This window comes from Pseudomonas mosselii (assembly GCF_019823065.1).
Taxonomy (GTDB): domain Bacteria; phylum Pseudomonadota; class Gammaproteobacteria; order Pseudomonadales; family Pseudomonadaceae; genus Aquipseudomonas; species Aquipseudomonas mosselii.
Genome location: NZ_CP081966.1, coordinates 2166261 through 2183119, shown reverse-complemented (window position 1 = coordinate 2183119; position 16859 = coordinate 2166261). Strand labels below are relative to the sequence as shown.

20 protein-coding genes are annotated in these 16859 nt (G+C 64.1%); 9 read left to right on the top strand and 11 right to left on the bottom strand.

Going from position 1 to position 16859, the window contains the following annotated elements:
* Positions 1-72: 72 nt before the first annotated feature.
* The 7 genes from ahpF to K5H97_RS10020 all read right to left on the bottom strand — a co-directional run bounded on the left by ahpF (position 73) and on the right by K5H97_RS10020 (position 7145).
* Positions 73-1635 carry an alkyl hydroperoxide reductase subunit F gene (gene ahpF, locus K5H97_RS10050; RefSeq protein WP_028692424.1) on the bottom strand — a complete coding sequence of 521 codons (1563 nt, stop codon included), beginning with the start codon at positions 1633-1635 and terminating at the stop codon, positions 73-75.
* Positions 1636-1772: 137 nt separating this feature from the next.
* Positions 1773-2336: an alkyl hydroperoxide reductase subunit C gene (ahpC, locus tag K5H97_RS10045; protein WP_008090543.1), complete on the bottom strand. Its 564-nt coding sequence runs from the start codon at positions 2334-2336 to the stop codon at positions 1773-1775.
* A gap of 249 nt (positions 2337-2585) precedes the next feature.
* Positions 2586-3941, bottom strand: coding sequence for a glutathione-disulfide reductase (gene gorA / locus K5H97_RS10040; RefSeq protein WP_028692425.1), 1356 nt, complete (start codon positions 3939-3941; stop codon positions 2586-2588).
* A 96-nt stretch (positions 3942-4037) separates the two neighbouring features.
* Complete coding sequence (gene galU / locus K5H97_RS10035; protein WP_010223914.1) at positions 4038-4877, bottom strand: UTP--glucose-1-phosphate uridylyltransferase GalU; 840 nt, start codon at positions 4875-4877, stop codon at positions 4038-4040.
* Positions 4878-5081: 204 nt separating this feature from the next.
* Positions 5082-5993, bottom strand: a complete 912-nt coding sequence (locus K5H97_RS10030) for a c-type cytochrome (protein WP_028692426.1) — start codon at positions 5991-5993, stop codon at positions 5082-5084.
* Positions 5990-6640 carry a c-type cytochrome gene (locus K5H97_RS10025; RefSeq protein ID WP_028692427.1) on the bottom strand — a complete coding sequence of 217 codons (651 nt, stop codon included), beginning with the start codon at positions 6638-6640 and terminating at the stop codon, positions 5990-5992. The genes K5H97_RS10030 and K5H97_RS10025 overlap by 4 nt, the downstream gene beginning before the upstream one ends.
* A gap of 145 nt (positions 6641-6785) precedes the next feature.
* Positions 6786-7145, bottom strand: coding sequence for a hypothetical protein (locus K5H97_RS10020; RefSeq protein ID WP_028692428.1), 360 nt, complete (start codon positions 7143-7145; stop codon positions 6786-6788).
* Positions 7146-7309: 164 nt separating this feature from the next.
* Between K5H97_RS10020 and K5H97_RS10015 the strand changes: the two genes are divergently transcribed.
* The 8 genes from K5H97_RS10015 (at position 7310) to csrA (ending at position 13061) form a co-directional block, all read left to right on the top strand.
* A complete protein-coding gene (locus K5H97_RS10015) occupies positions 7310-7612 on the top strand; it encodes a DUF1883 domain-containing protein (protein ID WP_028692429.1) in 303 nt (100 codons plus the stop codon).
* A 15-nt stretch (positions 7613-7627) separates the two neighbouring features.
* Positions 7628-7798, top strand: a complete 171-nt coding sequence (locus tag K5H97_RS10010) for a hypothetical protein (RefSeq protein WP_088851781.1) — start codon at positions 7628-7630, stop codon at positions 7796-7798.
* 34 nt (positions 7799-7832) lie between these two features.
* Entirely contained in the window at positions 7833-8897 is a 1065-nt protein-coding gene (locus K5H97_RS10005) for an NAD(P)H-dependent flavin oxidoreductase (RefSeq protein ID WP_028692430.1), read from the top strand.
* A 104-nt stretch (positions 8898-9001) separates the two neighbouring features.
* A complete protein-coding gene (gene modA / locus K5H97_RS10000; protein WP_028692431.1) occupies positions 9002-9760 on the top strand; it encodes a molybdate ABC transporter substrate-binding protein in 759 nt (252 codons plus the stop codon).
* Positions 9760-10440, top strand: coding sequence for a molybdate ABC transporter permease subunit (modB, locus tag K5H97_RS09995; protein WP_028692432.1), 681 nt, complete (start codon positions 9760-9762; stop codon positions 10438-10440). The genes modA and modB overlap by 1 nt, the downstream gene beginning before the upstream one ends.
* Before the next feature lies 1 nt (position 10441).
* Positions 10442-11533: a molybdenum ABC transporter ATP-binding protein gene (modC, locus tag K5H97_RS09990; protein ID WP_028692433.1), complete on the top strand. Its 1092-nt coding sequence runs from the start codon at positions 10442-10444 to the stop codon at positions 11531-11533.
* 58 nt (positions 11534-11591) lie between these two features.
* Positions 11592-12614 carry a DNA topoisomerase IB gene (locus K5H97_RS09985; RefSeq protein ID WP_028692434.1) on the top strand — a complete coding sequence of 341 codons (1023 nt, stop codon included), beginning with the start codon at positions 11592-11594 and terminating at the stop codon, positions 12612-12614.
* Between the two features lie 252 nt (positions 12615-12866).
* Positions 12867-13061: a carbon storage regulator CsrA gene (gene csrA / locus K5H97_RS09980; protein WP_023628788.1), complete on the top strand. Its 195-nt coding sequence runs from the start codon at positions 12867-12869 to the stop codon at positions 13059-13061.
* Positions 13062-13137: 76 nt separating this feature from the next.
* Here csrA and K5H97_RS09975 read toward each other — a convergent pair whose 3' ends face one another.
* The 4 genes from K5H97_RS09975 to K5H97_RS09960 form a co-directional block, all read right to left on the bottom strand.
* The gene (locus K5H97_RS09975) at positions 13138-13497 is read right to left on the bottom strand and encodes a response regulator (RefSeq protein WP_028692435.1); all 360 of its coding nucleotides are present in this window, start codon (positions 13495-13497) and stop codon (positions 13138-13140) included.
* 4 nt (positions 13498-13501) lie between these two features.
* Positions 13502-14947, bottom strand: a complete 1446-nt coding sequence (locus tag K5H97_RS09970; protein ID WP_028692436.1) for an ATPase domain-containing protein — start codon at positions 14945-14947, stop codon at positions 13502-13504.
* Positions 14948-14953: 6 nt separating this feature from the next.
* Complete coding sequence (locus tag K5H97_RS09965; protein ID WP_036986660.1) at positions 14954-16114, bottom strand: two-component system sensor histidine kinase NtrB; 1161 nt, start codon at positions 16112-16114, stop codon at positions 14954-14956.
* A gap of 79 nt (positions 16115-16193) precedes the next feature.
* Positions 16194-16478: a hypothetical protein gene (locus tag K5H97_RS09960; RefSeq protein WP_028692437.1), complete on the bottom strand. Its 285-nt coding sequence runs from the start codon at positions 16476-16478 to the stop codon at positions 16194-16196.
* A gap of 103 nt (positions 16479-16581) precedes the next feature.
* Here K5H97_RS09960 and K5H97_RS09955 point away from each other — a divergent pair, with 103 nt between their 5' ends.
* Positions 16582-16794, top strand: coding sequence for a hypothetical protein (locus K5H97_RS09955; protein ID WP_036986661.1), 213 nt, complete (start codon positions 16582-16584; stop codon positions 16792-16794).
* Positions 16795-16859: the final 65 nt, after the last annotated feature.

Sequence of the window (16859 nt, the reverse complement as noted above, 5' to 3'; positions counted from 1 at the left end):
CGTTACCGCCGGCAATGAAAACGCCGCCATCCCTCAGGGAATGGCGGCGTTTTCATTGCCGGCGCCTGGCGATCAGGCTGGCGCCGAGGTGCGGATCAGGTGATCGAAGGCCGCCAGCGAGGCCTTGGCCCCCTCGCCCACGGCGATGACGATCTGCTTGTACGGCACGGTGGTCACGTCACCGGCGGCGAACACGCCCGGGATGCTGGTCTGGCCCTTGGCGTCGACGATGATCTCGCCACGCGGCGACAGCTCGACCGTGCCCTTGAGCCAATCGGTGTTCGGCAGCAGGCCGATCTGCACGAAGATGCCTTCCAGCGCCAGGTCGTGCGACGCGTCGGTGGTGCGGTCCTTGTAGCGCAGGCCGGTGACCTTTTCGCCATCGCCGACCACCTCGGTGGTCAACGCGCTGGTGATCACCTTGACGTTCGGCAGGCTGTGCAGCTTGCGCTGCAGAACGGCATCGGCGCGCAGCTGGCTGTCGAATTCGATCAGGGTCACCTGGGCGACGACGCCGGCCAGGTCGATGGCCGCTTCCACGCCGGAGTTGCCACCGCCGATCACCGCCACGCGCTTGCCCTTGAACAGCGGGCCGTCGCAGTGCGGGCAGTAGGCCACGCCACGGGCGCGGTATTGCTGCTCACCCGGCACGTTCATCTCACGCCAGCGGGCGCCAGTGGCGAGGATCACGGTCTTGGCCTTGAGCGAGGCGCCGCCGGCCAGGCGTACTTCGTGCAAGCCGCCATCGGTGGCCGGGATCAGCGCTTCGCCGCGCTGCAGGTTCATGATGTCGACGTCGTATTGCTTGACGTGCTCTTCCAGGGCCGTGGCCAGCTTCGGCCCTTCGGTCTCCTGCACCGAGATAAAGTTCTCGATCGCCAGGGTGTCGAGCACCTGGCCACCAAAGCGCTCGGCAGCAACACCGGTGCGAATGCCTTTGCGCGCGGCGTAGATCGCGGCGGCGGCGCCGGCCGGGCCGCCCCCGACCACCAGCACGTCGAAGGCATCCTTGGCGTTGATCTTCTCGGCCTGGCGAGCGCCAGCATTGGTGTCGATCTTGCCGAGGATTTCTTCCAGGCCCATGCGGCCCTGGCCGAACACTTCGCCGTTCAGGTAGATGCTCGGCACCGCCATGACCTTGCGGGCTTCGACTTCATCCTGGAACAGCGCGCCGTCGATGGCGACATGACGCACATTGGGGTTGAGTACCGCCATCAGGTTCAGCGCCTGGACCACGTCCGGGCAGTTCTGGCACGACAGCGAGAAGTAGGTTTCGAAGGTGAACTCGCCTTCCAGCGCCTGGATCTGCTCGATCACTTCGGCGCTGGCCTTGGAGGGGTGGCCGCCGACCTGCAGCAGCGCCAGCACCAGGGAGGTGAATTCGTGCCCCATGGGGATGCCGGCGAAACGCAAGCTGATCTCGGCTCCCGGGCGGTTCAGCGAGAACGAAGGACGACGGGCGTCGTTGCCATCCGCGCTGAAGGTAATGAGGTTCGACAGGCCGGCGATTTCCACCAGCAGGTCGTGCAGTTCGCGGGACTTCGCGCCGTCGTCGAGGGAGGCAACGATCTCGATCGGCTGGGTGACCCGCTCCAGGTAGGTTTTCAGTTGCGATTTAAGCGTGGCGTCCAACATACGGGCGATTCCTTTTTCAAAACTCGGATACAAAAACGCCCAGGCGAGATCGCCCGGGCGTTTTTACGGGGCGGTAACTGCTTCAGCTTTGGCGGCTGTCTACCGCCCGCGATTGGCGCATGATCAAAGGCTTTGCCTTAGATCTTGCCGACCAGGTCCAGCGACGGCGCTAGAGTGGCTTCGCCTTCTTTCCACTTGGCCGGGCAGACTTCGCCTGGGTGAGCGGCAACGTACTGGGCAGCCTTGACCTTGCGCAGCAGCTCGCTGGCGTCACGGCCTACACCACCGTCGTTGATTTCGACGATCTTGATCTGACCTTCCGGGTTGATCACGAAGGTACCGCGATCGGCCAGGCCGGCTTCTTCGATCAGCACGTCGAAGTTGCGCGAGATGACGTGGGTCGGGTCACCGATCAGCGGGTACTTGATCTTGCCGATGGTGTCCGAGGTGTCGTGCCAGGCTTTGTGGGTGAAGTGGGTGTCGGTAGACACACCGTAGATTTCCACGCCCAGTTTCTGGAATTCAGCGTAGTTGTCAGCAAGGTCACCCAGTTCGGTCGGGCAGACAAAGGTGAAGTCGGCCGGGTAGAAGAACACGACGGACCACTTGCCTTTCAGGTCGGCTTCGCTGACCTGGACAAATTCGCCATTGTGGAAAGCAGTGGCGTTGAACGGTTTGACCTGGCTGTTGATGATTGGCATGAGAGACGCTCCTTCATGGGTTGAAATCAGTTGACGGAGAGAATCCTAACCGCTGGTCCCGATGAAGGCTCATTGGCAAAGCTCATGCTGGTGATTGGTTTTGGCTATAAGGCGGGATTATTAATAGAAGGGATTGGGCTGAGCAAAGGATTGCGGGGGCAAAATGCATCGCGGGGCAAGCCCGCCCCCACGCCAGAAGGTTTTCAGGCGTGGGGGCGGGCTTGCCCCGCGATCCGGGATAAACGCGTATCAGCGGGTGACGGTGCGCATGGTCACGAACTCTTCCGCGGCGGTCGGGTGCACGCCGATGGTCTCGTCGAACTGCTGCTTGGTCGCACCTGCCTTCAGGGCGATCCCCAGGCCCTGGATGATCTCGCCGGCATCCGGCCCGACCATGTGGCAGCCCAGCACCTTGTCGGTTTCTGCGTCGACCACCAGCTTCATCAGGGTCTTTTCCTGGATATCGGTGAGGGTCAGCTTCATCGCGCGGAAGCGGCTCTCGAAGATCTGCACCTTGTGCCCGGCGGCCAGCGCCTGCTCCTCGGTCAGGCCCACGGTGCCGATCGGCGGCTGGCTGAATACCGCAGTCGGGATGTTCTGGTAGTCGACCGTGCGGTACTGCTCGGGCTTGAACAGGCGCCGGGCCACGGCCATGCCTTCGGCCAGGGCCACGGGGGTGAGCTGCACACGGCCGATGACGTCGCCAATGGCCAGGATCGACGGTTCGGTGGTCTGGTACTGCTCGTCGACGCGGATGAAGCCGCGCGGGTCCAGTTCGACGCCGGTGTTTTCCAGGCCCAGGTTATCCAGCATCGGCCGGCGCCCGGTGGCGTAGAAGATGCAGTCGGCGACCAGCTCGCGACCGTCCTTGAGGGTGGCCTTGAGGCTACCATCCTCGAGCTTGTCGATGCGCTGGATGTCGGCGTTGAACTCAAGGTCCAGGCCGCGCTTCTCCAGCTCTTCCTTCAGGTGGGTACGCACCGAGCCGTCGAAGCCACGCAGGAACAGCTCGCCGCGGTACAGCAGCGTGGTGTCGGCGCCCAGGCCCTGGAAGATGCCGGCGAACTCCACGGCGATGTAGCCGCCGCCCACCACCAGTACCCGGCGCGGCAGGTCCTTGAGGTAGAAGGCTTCGTTGGAGGTGATCGCCAGCTCCTTGCCGGGGATGTCCGGCACCTGCGGCCAGCCGCCGGTGGCGATGAGGATATGCGCGGCGCTGTAACGCTGGCCCTCGACTTCCACCTCATGGGCGCCGGTCAGGCGCGCATGGCCCTGCAGCAAGGTCACGCCACTGTTGACCAGCAAGTTGCGATAGATGCCGTTGAGGCGCTCGATCTCGCGGTTCTTGTTGGCGATCAGCGTGCCCCAGTCGAAATGCCCCTCTTCCAGGGTCCAGCCGAAGCCCGCGGCCTGTTCCAGTTCGTCGGCGACATGGGCGCCGTACACCAGCAGCTTCTTCGGTACGCACCCGACGTTGACGCAGGTGCCGCCGAGGTAGCGGCTCTCGGCCACCGCCACTTTCGCACCGAACCCCGCGGCGAAACGTGCCGCGCGCACACCGCCGGAACCGGCGCCAATCACGAACAGATCAAAATCGTAGGCCATGTATTCACTCTCCTAGGCAGGCGCCCAGCATAGCGCCGTTGGCCGCCGCAAACAAAAAAGCCACCCGAAGGTGGCTTTTCACACAATACCGGAAACTCAGTAAGCCTTGCCGGTCTTGTAGAAGTTTTCGAAGCAGAAGTTGGTCGCTTCGATGTAACCTTCGGCGCCACCGCAGTCGAAACGCTTGCCCTTGAACTTGTAGGCAATCACACAGCCGTCCTGGGCCTGCTTCATCAATGCGTCGGTGATCTGAATTTCACCGCCCTTGCCAGGTTCGGTTTCCTCGATCAGCTTGAAGATGTCCGGGGTCATGATGTAGCGGCCGATGATCGCCAGGTTCGACGGTGCATCTTCGGGTTTCGGCTTCTCGACCATGTTGCGTACGCGGTACAGGTCGTCACCAATCAGGTCACCGGCGATCACGCCGTACTTGCTGGTTTCCTGCGGGTCGACTTCCATGATCGCCACGATGGTGCAGCGATACTGCTTGTACAGCTTGACCATCTGCTTGAGCACGCCGTCACCTTCGAGGTTGACGCACAGGTCGTCGGCCAGTACCACGGCGAATGGCTCGTCGCCGATCAGCGGACGACCGGTGAGGATCGCGTGGCCCAGGCCTTTCATTTCTGTCTGGCGAGTGTAGGAGAACGAGCACTCGTCGAGCAGTCGGCGGATGCCGACCAGGTATTTTTCCTTGTCGGTACCCTTGATCTGGTTTTCCAGCTCGTAGCTGATGTCGAAGTGGTCTTCCAGGGCGCGCTTGCCACGGCCGGTGACGATGGAGATCTCGTTGAGGCCAGCGTCCAGCGCTTCTTCAACGCCATACTGGATCAGTGGCTTGTTGACCACCGGCAGCATTTCCTTGGGCATGGCTTTGGTAGCGGGCAGGAAGCGGGTGCCGTAACCGGCTGCCGGGAACAAGCATTTCTTGATCATATACGTCCTTAACAAGGGCTTTGCGTACGAAATTCGGCGCAGTCTAATCAGGCGGCGTTCACCTTACAATGCCCCCCGCGCTGGCCGATGCCATCATAGAGATATTCCAGTGTAGATAGTTCCGCCAGGGCGTGAATTTCAGGCGACCGGCAGCGTCATCGCGGGGCAGGCCCGCTCTCGAAGATGCCCCGCGATGACCGTGGCTCAGCCGCCGATCCCCTGCCCGATCAGCACGCCATCGACCTTCTGCCCATACAGGTTGACCCCGTCGTTGGCATGGAACTTCAGCCGGGTCTTCTCGATCGAGCCTTCGACCAGCCGCGGATCCTGCGGTCGCTCATGGCGGTTGATCCACGCGGCCACGTCCCAGGCCTGCTGATCACTCAGGCTGCCAGGCTTGCCCAATGGCATGTTGTACTTGATGAACGACGCCGCGGTATTGATCCGGTGCATGCCGGCGCCCCAATTGTAGGAATCCTTGCCCCACAGCGGCGGCATCACATACTCCCCGGCCACCTTTTGCCCTTCGCCATTGCCACCGTGACAGATCGCGCATTGCTCGTCATACACCTGCTTGCCGCGCTTGAAGTCATAACCACCTTCGGGCCTGGGCACCTCCGGGTAGCCGCGACCGGCGATTTCCACGCCTGTCGGCGCCTGGGTCGACAGCCAGTAGGCGTAAACGCTCAAGGCGGTCATCTGTGGGCTGTCGGCCGCCGGCGGCTTGCCGTTCATGCTGAAGGTGAAGCAGCCCTGGATGCGCTCGGCGAAGGTGTTGACCTTGTCGTTCTTCTTGCGATACGCCGGGTACATTGGGTAGGCGCCCCACAATGGCGCGGAATGTGGCATACGTCCCTGGTCGAGGTGGCAGTTACTGCAGTTCATGCCGTTGCCGACCGCGTCGGGCATCAATCGTCGCGTATCGACGAACAGCGCGTGGCCTTCACGGATCATCTTGCCGAAGGCGTTATCCGGGATCGCGCTTTCCGCCGGCGGCACGAACTGCGGGGCGGCCTGCACGCCCGGGACCTTGAGCTGGGACTGGTCTTCCATGGCGATGGGGGCGGCTTGGGCAGTGCCCATGGCCAGCAGCAGGGTTGGCATCAGGACTTTCATGGCTTGACCTCCTGGCTGGCCGGTTGGGCAAAGTAGTCAGCGACCGCCTTGACCTCGGCATCGGTCATCGCCTTGGCCACGTTGACCATCAACTGGTTGGGGTCATTGCTGCGGCTGCCATCGCGCCAGGCATTGAGTTGCGCCACCAGGTAAGCGGCGGGCTGCCCGGCCAGCGGCGGGAAGTGCTCGCCGACGCCGCTGCCGCCCGGGCCATGACACTGCACGCAACCGGGGATCAGCCGGCTCCAGTCGCCGTAGATGGCCAGGCGGGCCACCGGATCGTTGGCGATCTGCTGGCGACGCGTGCCCGCCGCGGCATCGGCAGGCAGCTTAGCCAGATAGGTGCTGACCGCCTCGATTTCGGCATCGTCCAGGGCCTTGGCCAGCGGCTCCATCACTGGCTGCTTGCGGCTGGCGCTGCGAAAGTCGTGCAACTGCTTGCTGAGATAGCCGGCAGGCAGGCCGGCGAGACGGGGAAAGCCGGCGGCGGCGATACCCTTGCCGTCCGGGCCATGACAGCCCAGGCAGGCCATGGCGGCGGGGTTCTGCCCGCCCTGGTTGAAGATTTTCTGGCCATCGGCAGCGTGCGCCGAGGGCCAGGCCAAGATCAGCAGGCTGCCGATCACGACATGGCTCAGGGGTTTCATCACGGAGGCTCCATTTCCTTGTTATAAGCTTAGGCTCAAACGATATAAGCCCAGAAATACTAGGCCTAATCCCCGACGTGCGACAACGCGTCACCGGGAAGGAAAGTGGCAAACCGCCAGCTAATCGCCGATTAACTGAGCTGGATCAAGAACCGGAGATGCACTGGGTCGCCGAAGTACGCACATCACCCAGGCGCAGCGGGAAGTTGTTCAGCCGTTCATACACCTTGATCGCGCTGCCGCTGCCGCGCTTGTCGATATCGAGCAGCGCCGCAGGACCGACACCGGCCGACACCTTCTGCGGCACGGTCAGGCGCAGGCCATCGCCCCGTACCTCTTCCTGCAAGGGATCACGCGTGTCGGCCAGCTTGCGCTTCACGCAATCGGCATATTCGCGCGGCGTCTTGCCGGAGATCACATCCAGCGTCGCGTGGGACTGCTCGAGTTCCGTTACGCTGACACAGCCCCCCAAGGCCAACGATACCGCCGCTAACACCCATTTCATCTACATCGTCTCCAGCATCTGCAAAGTCATCCTCTGACCACATCCAGGCGGTTTTGCTCCCACGTCTGGCAGAAATCTCCTTGGCTTGGCCAGCCCGGGCGCAAGTGTAACCTCACATCGTGGTATCTTTCGCGTTTGCTGAACCAATCCTTGCGGAGCTCCCCATGAAATTCGTACACCAGCGCGAGCACCTGAACGAAGACGACATCGTCGTCATCGAGTGCTCCCAGCGCTGCAATATCCGCCTGATGAACGACGCCAACTTCCGCAGCTTCAAGAATGGCGGGCGCCACACCTACCACGGCGGCCACTTCGAGCGTTTCCCGGCGAAGATCACCGTGCCGAGCACTGGCTTCTGGAACATCACCATCGACACCGTGACCACTCGCCCGATCTCGGTGACGCGCAAGCCGGCCCTCAGCCACAAGATCAAGATCGTCCGTCGCTCGTCGTCGAAACTCGGATAACACTTGGATAGCCGCATGACCCAGACCATCAAATATGTGATCAAGTACAAGCTCGACGGCGAGCGCCGCTGGGACTTCGCCCAGATGCCCGACGCCTCCCTCGAGCAGGCGCAGCAAGCGCTGCGCAAGATCCACGGCGACGACGTCGACAAGATCAGCGACATCCAGGTCAGCAAGGCCTTGTAACCACGCAGCACGCCCCGCACTCAAGGAGTCGTCCATGAGCACCCGGCAAGACCGTCGCATCCTCGACCTGCTGAGTATCGAGCTGCCCATTCTCCAGGCGCCCATGGCCGGCGCCAGCGGTTCGGCCATGGCCATTGCCGTCGGCAACGCCGGCGGTCTCGGCGCCCTGCCCTGCGCCATGCTCACCGCCGAGCAGGTGCGCGGCGAGATCGAGGCCTTTCGCGCCGCCTGCCGGGGCCCGCTCAACCTGAACTTCTTCTGCCACCAGCCGCCGCCGCCGGACCCCGAGCGCGACGCCCGCTGGAAGCAGGCGCTCAAGCCCTACTATGAGGAAGTCGGCGCGGACTTCGAGGCGCCGACACCGGTGTCCAATCGCGCGCCCTTCGACGAACAGAGCTGCCAGCTGGTGGAGGAACTGCGCCCGGAGGTGGTCAGTTTCCACTTCGGCCTGCCGGCGCCCGAGCTGCTGCGAAGGGTCAAGGCAGCCGGGGCCAAGGTGCTGTCCAGCGCCACCACGGTGGAGGAAGCGCGGTGGCTTGAACAGCATGGCTGCGACGCGATCATCGCCATGGGCTACGAGGCCGGCGGCCATCGTGGCATGTTCCTCGACAGCGACATCAACAGCCAGATCGGCACCTTCGCCCTGGTGCCCCAGGTTGTGGATGCCGTGCAGTTGCCGGTGATCGCGGCGGGTGGTGTCGGCGACCATCGCGGCCTGGTCGCCGCCCTGGCCCTGGGCGCCTCGGCGGTGCAGGTCGGTACTGCGTACCTGTTCTGCCCAGAGGCCAATGTGTCCCCGGCGCACCGCCGCGCCCTGGACAGCGCGTCCGCCAACGATACAGCGCTGACCAACCTGTTCACCGGCCGCCCGGCGCGTGGCATCAACAACCGCCTGATGCGCGAGCTGGGGCCGATGAGCGCCCTCGCCCCGCGCTTCCCGCTGGCCGGCGGCGCGCTGATGCCACTGCGGGCGATCACCGACCCGCAGGGCAACGCCGATTTCAGCAACCTGTGGTCCGGACAGGCGCTGCGCCTTGGGCGTCACATGCCGGCGGGTGAGCTGACCCGAGCCATTGCCGGGCGGCCAACAAAAAGCTGACCAATAGATCAAGAAACTTTCAGGCACCCTCTTCCCGACGGATGGCGTATCGCTATATAGTTCAAGCCATAACGATAATCCGCCGCCCCCTAGGAGCCGTCTACATGCGTATTCGTCTGCCCCACCTGGCCTTAAGTGCCCTGGCCACCCTGATCGCCGTCAACGCCGCCCAGGCCGATGAAGTCCATGTCGCCGTAGCGGCCAACTTTACAGCGCCCATCCAGGCCATCGCCAAGGACTTCGAGAAGGACACCGGCCACAAGCTGGTCGCCGCCTACGGCGCTACCGGCCAGTTCTACGCACAAATCAAGAATGGCGCGCCGTTCGAAGTGTTCCTCGCCGCCGACGACAGTACCCCGGCCAAGCTCGAGCAGGAAAAGGAAATCGTCGCGGGCTCACGCTTCACCTACGCCATCGGCACCCTGGCGCTGTGGTCGGCCAAGCCGGGCTACGTCGACGCCAAGGGCGACGTGCTGAAGAAGAACGAATACAAGCACCTGTCCATTGCCAACCCCAAGGCCGCGCCCTATGGCCTGGCCGCCACCCAGGTGCTGGACAAGCTCAAGCTGACCGAAGCCACCAAGGCGAAGATCGTCGAAGGTCAGAACATCACCCAGGCCTTCCAGTTCGTTTCCACCGGCAATGCCGAGCTGGGCTTCGTCGCCCTGTCGCAGATCTACAAGGATGGCAAGGTCAGCGAAGGCTCCGCCTGGATCGTGCCCGCCGAGCTGCATGACCCGATCCGCCAGGACGCGGTGATTCTCAACAAAGGCAAGGACAACCCGGCCGCCAAGGCCCTGGTCGACTACCTAAAGGGTCCAAAGGCCGCCGCGGTGATCAAGTCCTACGGCTATGAGCTCTGATGCCGCTCGACGCCGGTGACCTGAGCGCGATCTGGCTGACCATCAAGCTGGCCAGCCTGACCACCGCCATTCTCCTGGTGCTGGGCACGCCCATCGCCTGGTGGCTGGCGCGCACACGCTCCTGGCTGCGCGGACCGATCGGCGCGGTGGTGGCCCTACCGCTGGTGCTGCCACCGACCGTGATCGGCTTTTACCTGCTGCTGGCCCTCGGCCCCCAGGGCTGGATAGGCCAGGCCACCCAGGCCCTGGGCCTGGGCAGCGTGGTGTTCAGCTTCACCGGGCTGGTGATCGGCTCGGTGGTGTACTCCATGCCCTTCGTGGTGCAGCCCTTGCAGAACGCCTTCGGCGCCATCGGCCAGCGCCCGCTGGAGGTGGCCGCCACCCTGCGGGCCAGCCCGTGGGATACCTTCATCCACGTGGTGCTGCCGCTGGCGCGCCCCGGCTTCATCACCGCCAGCATTCTTGGCTTCGCCCACACCGTGGGCGAGTTCGGCGTGGTGCTGATGATCGGCGGCAATATTCCCGACAAGACCCGGGTGGTCTCGGTGCAGATCTTCGATCATGTCGAAGCCATGGAATACAGCCAGGCGCACTGGCTGGCCGGAGCCATGCTGGTGTTCTCGTTCCTGGTGCTGCTGATGCTCTATGCAGGCCGTCGCAGCAAGGCCGGCTGGAGCTGACATGAGTACATCGATACAGGCGCGTCTGAAACTGGCGCGTGACGACTTCACCCTGGACGTCGACCTGAACCTGCCCGGACGCGGCATCAGCGCCCTGTTCGGCCATTCCGGCTCGGGCAAGACCTCGTGCCTGCGTTGCCTGGCCGGCCTGGAGCGGGCCGCCAGCGCCTACATCGAGGTCAATGGCGAGGTCTGGGAAGACAGCGCGCGCGGGCACTTCATCCCGCCACACCAGCGGCCAGTAGGGTACGTGTTCCAGGAGGCCAGCCTGTTCCCGCACCTGTCGGTGCGCGGCAACCTCGAGTTCGGCTGGCGCCGCATCGCCCCCGAGGCGCGCAAGATCAGCCAGGAGCAGGCCTGCCAACTGCTGGGCATCGGCCACCTGCTGGCACGCAAGCCGGCGACCCTGTCCGGTGGCGAGGCGCAGCGGGTCGGTATCGCCCGAGCCCTGCTCAGCAGCCCACGGCTGCTGCTGATGGACGAACCCCTGGCCGCGCTGGACAGCGCGCGCAAGCGGGAAATCCTGCCGTACCTGGAACGCCTGCACGACGAACTGGACATTCCGCTGATCTACGTCAGCCATGCCCAGGACGAAGTGGCGCGCCTGGCCGACCACCTGGTCCTGCTCGAACAGGGCAAGGCCGTGGCCAGCGGGCCGATCGGCCAGACCCTGGCGCGCCTCGACCTGCCGCTGGCCCAGGGCGAGGATGCCGGCGTGGTGCTCGAAGGCGTGGTGGTAGGTCACGATCCGCATTACCAGCTGTTCGAGCTACGCCTGCCCGGCAGTGACGGCCAGCGCTTGCGCATCGCCCACCCGGGGCTGCACATGGGCAGCACCCTGCGGCTCAAGGTCCAGGCCCGGGATGTCAGCCTGGCACTGACCGCCGACAGCGCCTCGAGCATCCTCAATCGCCTGCCGGTGCGAGTCCGCGAATGCCGCCCGGCGGACAACCCCGCCCATGTGCTGGTCAGCCTGGACGCCGCCGGCAACGCCCTGCTGGCGCGCATCACCCGCTATTCGGCGGATCAGCTCGCGGTGCAGCCGGGCCAGACCCTCTGGGCGCAGATCAAGTCGGTAGCGCTGCTGGGCTGAGCAATGACGCAACCGGCGCTGTCCATTGCAGCAAGAGTGCCCTTCATGGACCGCCCCCATGCCCGACTGCCCGCTCCCTGCCGCCCTGCACTACGTCGATGACAGCCAGCCCGGCTTGACCCGGCGGCGCTGGCGCGATCGCTTTCATTATTTCGACGCAAGCAACCAGCGTGTCCGCGATGCCGACACACTGGCGCGCATCGCAGCCCTGGTGATCCCGCCGGCCTACACCGATGTGTGGATCTGTGCCGATCCACAGGGCCACCTGCAGGCCACCGGCCGGGATGCCCGGGGGCGCAAGCAGTACCGCTACCACACGCAATGGCGCGAGCTGCGCGACCAGCACAAGTACGGGCGCATGCTGGCCTTCGCCGAAGCGCTGCCGAAGCTGCGCAAGCAACTGGATGCGCACCTGGCCTGCCCGGGGCTGGGCCGGGAGAAGGTCATGGCGCTGGTGATCAGCCTGCTCGACAGTACGCTGATCCGCATCGGCAACCGCCAATACCTGCGCGCCAATCGCTCCTACGGACTGACCACGCTCAACACCCGCCATGTGCAGGTCAAGGGTAGCCAAATTCGCTTTCAGTTCCGTGGCAAGCGCGGAGTCGAGCACAACGTCACCCTGACCGACCGGCGCCTGGCCGGGCTGGTCAAGCGCTGCATGGAATTGCCCGGCCAAGCCTTGTTCCAGTACCTGGACGAACAGGGCCAGCGCCATGGCATCGGCTCGACCGAGGTCAACCAGTTTCTCCAGCAACTGACCGGCGCCGACTTCACCGCCAAGGACTACCGCACCTGGGCCGGCAGCAGCCTTGCCCTGAGCCTGCTGCGGCCACTGGCCTGGGAACCCGACAGCGAGGCCAGGCGCCAGGTCGCCGACACCGTCCGCCAGGTGGCGGCGCGACTGGGCAACACGCCAGCGGTGTGCCGACGCTGCTACATCCACCCTGCCGTACTCGAACACTTCCAACTCGGACGCCTGGCGGACCTGCCCCGCGCGCGGGCACGCAAGGGCCTGGAACTCGAGGAAGTGTCACTGCTGCGCTTTCTCCAGGCGCTTGCGCGCCAAAACGATCATTGACCCCAACTATTTAGTTCATCGAGCAGAGAAATTTCCCATATGGACCCAAGCACCCTATCCTTGCCACTGAGCACCTTGGCCAGCGGAATGCGTAGCACCCCCACTGGCACCTGCAACTAAAGATCGATAACAGAATTTGTCTGTCGGGGAATTACTATCCGCCGAAAGCGTCTTTAATGAGAAGGAAGAGGGACAGGCTCCCACCGCAGACCATCAGGCTCGGCGGTTTTCTACATCACCAAGGAGAAATACATGCTGATACTCACACGCAAGGTTGGCGAAAGCATCGTCATCGACGATGACATCAAAGTCACCATTCTGGGCGTCAAGGGGATGCAGGTGAGGATCGGTATCGATGCACCGAAGGATGTCCAGGTGCACCGTGAAGAGATCTACAAGCGGATCCAGGCCGGCAGCCCGGCGCCGGAAAAAAGCAACGACGAGTAACCCCAAGCCAACCGCATCATGCCGCACGGATGCGCCTGATCGATTGCCCGCCCATGCGGGGAGCCTCTTGCGAACCTCAGGCGCCAAGCAGTTCGCGTACCGTGGCGATCATTCGGTCCATGTCGAAGGGTTTGTCGAACACCGCCGCGAACCTTCCGGGGCAGGCCCGGCCCTGGCTGGCCTGGGCACCGCTCATGAGGATCACCGGCAGGTCCGTCAGCAGCAGTTCGTCACGAATCGCATTCAACAGTTCCTCGCCATTGAGCACCGGCATCATGTAGTCGGTGATCACCAGGTCCACGCGCTTTTCTCTCAAGGCCTCCAGCGCCTTGCGCCCATTGCTGGCCTTTTCCACCAGGTAACCCTCATCCTCCAGAGCGAATCCCAGGATATCGGCGATCAGGTACTCGTCGTCGACGATCAGGATGCTGCTCATCCCATCACCGGTCTCCTGGCGATATCGCCGAGCCACTGAGCACGCCGCTGGCGCCATCGAATGCCCGCGCCAGGTTGATGCCTGTCGGCCCCAGATTCAATGCCTGCAAGGCCGGATCGTGGTCGCTGTCACGCACCTTGATGATCGACAGGGCGCGATGCAGTTGTGCGTCGAGCTCGGCGAAGCGCATGAGGATCAGGTTGTCGACGATGCTCGACAGGTCCGGAGCCGGCGCAGTGATCTCCGCACCGAAGATGTCGCGCATCTCCCAGGTCAGCAGCACCGTGACGCCACGGGCACGCAGCTCGCCGGTCAGCGCGCGGAAGAACGCATTCAGGCGGGCGGGCTCTAGCGCCAAACGGCCGAAGGCGCCCAGGCTGTCGATCACCACGCGTCGCGCGCCCAATGCCTCGACCTGCGCCAGCAGGCGCGCGCCGAGTTGATCCAGCAGGCCTTCGGTGGTCGGCTGCCAACTCAGTTGCACCGCCCCCTCGCGCTCCAGCGCAGGCAAGTCGTAGCCCAGAGCGGACGCTTTCAGGCGCAGTCGCGCCGGCGTCTCGTAAAATCCAAAATGCAGACCCGGTGCGGCCCTCGTCGAGGCGGCGAGAAACGCGATGCCCAAAGCCGTCTTGCCCACGCCGGATGGCCCCATCAGCAAGCTCACCGAGGCTTCGGCCAGCCCGCCACCGAGCATGCCGTCCAGGTCGGCGACCCCGGTGGCGACCCGCGCCAGGGTTTGCGCACCCTGCTGGCTGGGGCGGCTGTAGAGCGCTTCAAGGCGCGGATAGACCTGCAACCCCGACTCATCGATCTGGCATTCGTGGCGACCAGACAGCGCGCCGCTGCCGCGGGTCTTGCGCAACTGGACATGCCGCACCGCGGTACTGCCGACCAGGTGTTCGCCCAGCTCTATCACGCCGTCGACCATGGTGTGCTCGGGACTGCCCTCCTCAAGCCGGGCACTGGTCAGCAGCAGCACCGTGCAACCGGCGAACGCCGCATGCCCCTGCAGCTCGGAGACGAACTTCTTGGTATCCAGGCTGGTTTCCGCCCGTGAGCGGGCGTTGAGCAGGCCATCGACGACCAGCAAGGTGGCCTGCTGCCGCGCAATCTCTTGACGCAACAGCCTGACTACCGCATCCAGGCCATCCTGCTCGAGGGTATCGAAGGCGCTGACGAACTGGATGCTGTCGCCGACCAGCGCCGGGTCGAAGAAGCTCAGCGTCGACAGGTACTGGAACAAGCGCTCATGAGACTCGCTGAGCAGGGTCGCCACCAGCACCCGGCCACCGTCGCGCACATGGTTGCAGGCCAGCTGGTTGGCGAGAATGGTCTTGCCCGAGCCCGGGTGGCCCTGGACGATGTAGGACGCACCGACCACCAGCCCGCCCTTGAGCAGCGCATCAAGCCCTTCGATGCCGGTGGCCAGTCGCTTGAGTTGCTCTACCATGATGGTCTATCCGTCGCTCGATGGGGTATCGTCGCCCATTCGGGCGGGCAGGTACAAGCTCATGCAGGTGCCTTCACCGGGGCGGCTGGACACGCTGATCGCGCCATCACTCTGACGAGCGAAACCATAGGCCTGGCTCAGGCCAAGACCGGTGCCCTTGCCGAAGGCCTTGGTAGTGAAGAACGGCTCGAAGATGCGCGGCAACACCTGGGGGTCGATACCCTGCCCGTCATCACGCACATCGAAGCGCACGAAGCGCCCATGCAGCCCCTCCACCTCGCCGGCCAGGCGGACGCTTTCGGCCGTCAGGTGGATCTGCCCCGTCGTCGCGATCGCATCGCGGGCATTGAACACCAGGTTGAGCAGGACCATCTGCAGCTGCCCGGCGTCCACCTCGATCAGCGGCAGGTCCGGCTGCACCTGCAGCAGCAGTTCGATGTCCCTGGGCAACGCGTGCTCCGCCAGCCCGCGAGTGGTGTCGATCACCTGGGCTGGCGCGATGCTGGTGACATTCAGTTGCCGATGCCGGGCAAAACTGAGCAGTTGCTGGGTAAGTTGGGTACCGCGCTGCCCGGCGTCGAGAATATGCTCGAGCAGGCGCCGCACGCGTGCCGGATCCTGGTTGCCAGAGGCCAGCCGGGCAGAACTGATGATGATCGTCAGCAGGTTGTTGAAATCGTGGGCCAGGCCTCCGGTCAGTTGTCCCAAGGCTTCGAGCTTCTGCGCCTGGAACAACTGTGCGCGCATGGCGTCCAGTTGCAGCGCGGACTCGCGGCGATCGGTGATGTCGCGGGTGACCTTGGCCAGGCCGATGACCTCGCCATGCTCATCACGGATCACATCCAGCGCCGCCAGCGCCCAGAACTGCGTGCCATCCTTGCGCACGCGCCAGCCCTCGTCCTGCGCCTTGCCTTCTTCCAGGGCCTGGCGTAGCAGTTGTTGTGGGCGCCCTTCAGAACGGTCCTGATCGGTAAAGAACAACGAGAAATGCTGGCCGATCACCTCATCGGCACGATAACCCTTGATTCGCTGCGCACCCGCGTTCCACGACACCACATGGCCGGTCGGGTCGAGCATGTAGATGGCATAGTCCACCACGGCCTGGACCAATTGCTCGTAGCGCGCCTCGGGCATTACCGAATGAGTGGGGCGGTCTGTCGACACCATGCAAGCTCCACAAGCACCGCGAAAGGACATATTGAGCGTAGCCAAAGTCCCGCCGACACCGTCCTTCAGGCGACGATCGTCAGTGCTCACGCTCCACCACCGTCGGCACCAGACGGCGCGGCATCGCCACCTTCAACAGCCACAGCCCCAGTAACAGGATCGACACGCCGCCGCCCAATGCCAGGAAGCGTTGAGGTTCGGGGTGGTCCAGGTCGAGCCCTAGCATCAGCAGGTAGCCGCCCAGGCTCATGAAGCCGGCGTACAGGAATGCCGCCAGCAGGCAGACAAGCAGGAACAGCAGCCGCCAGAACAGCTTCGGCTGTACACGCCGTGCTGTCTCTGGATAGGAGGAACGCGATGACATGGCGACACGACCCGTTGGATCCAATGCCTGAACAGTGGCGTAATGGCGGCATGCTGTCAATTGGCCTATAGTGGGCCCCGCCCCGATCCCACGAGGACCCGACATGACTTCGAACTTTCGCATGCAAGGGCTGCAGGATGATCTGGTGCGCAACGCCAGCGAACTCGACGAACTGTGCCAGGCCCTGGATGGCCATGCCCGCTTCCTGCGTCACTCGGTTCACGAGGCCGATGCACAGGCCATGGACGGGCATGTCGATGCCCTGCGCCACTCGGCCTGCGACATGCGCGACATCGCCCGCAGCATCGAACCCTGAACCCCAGGGCCAGTTGACGCTTCTATAACAATGGGTTATAAAGCGCGCCTGATTGCCCAGGCCCC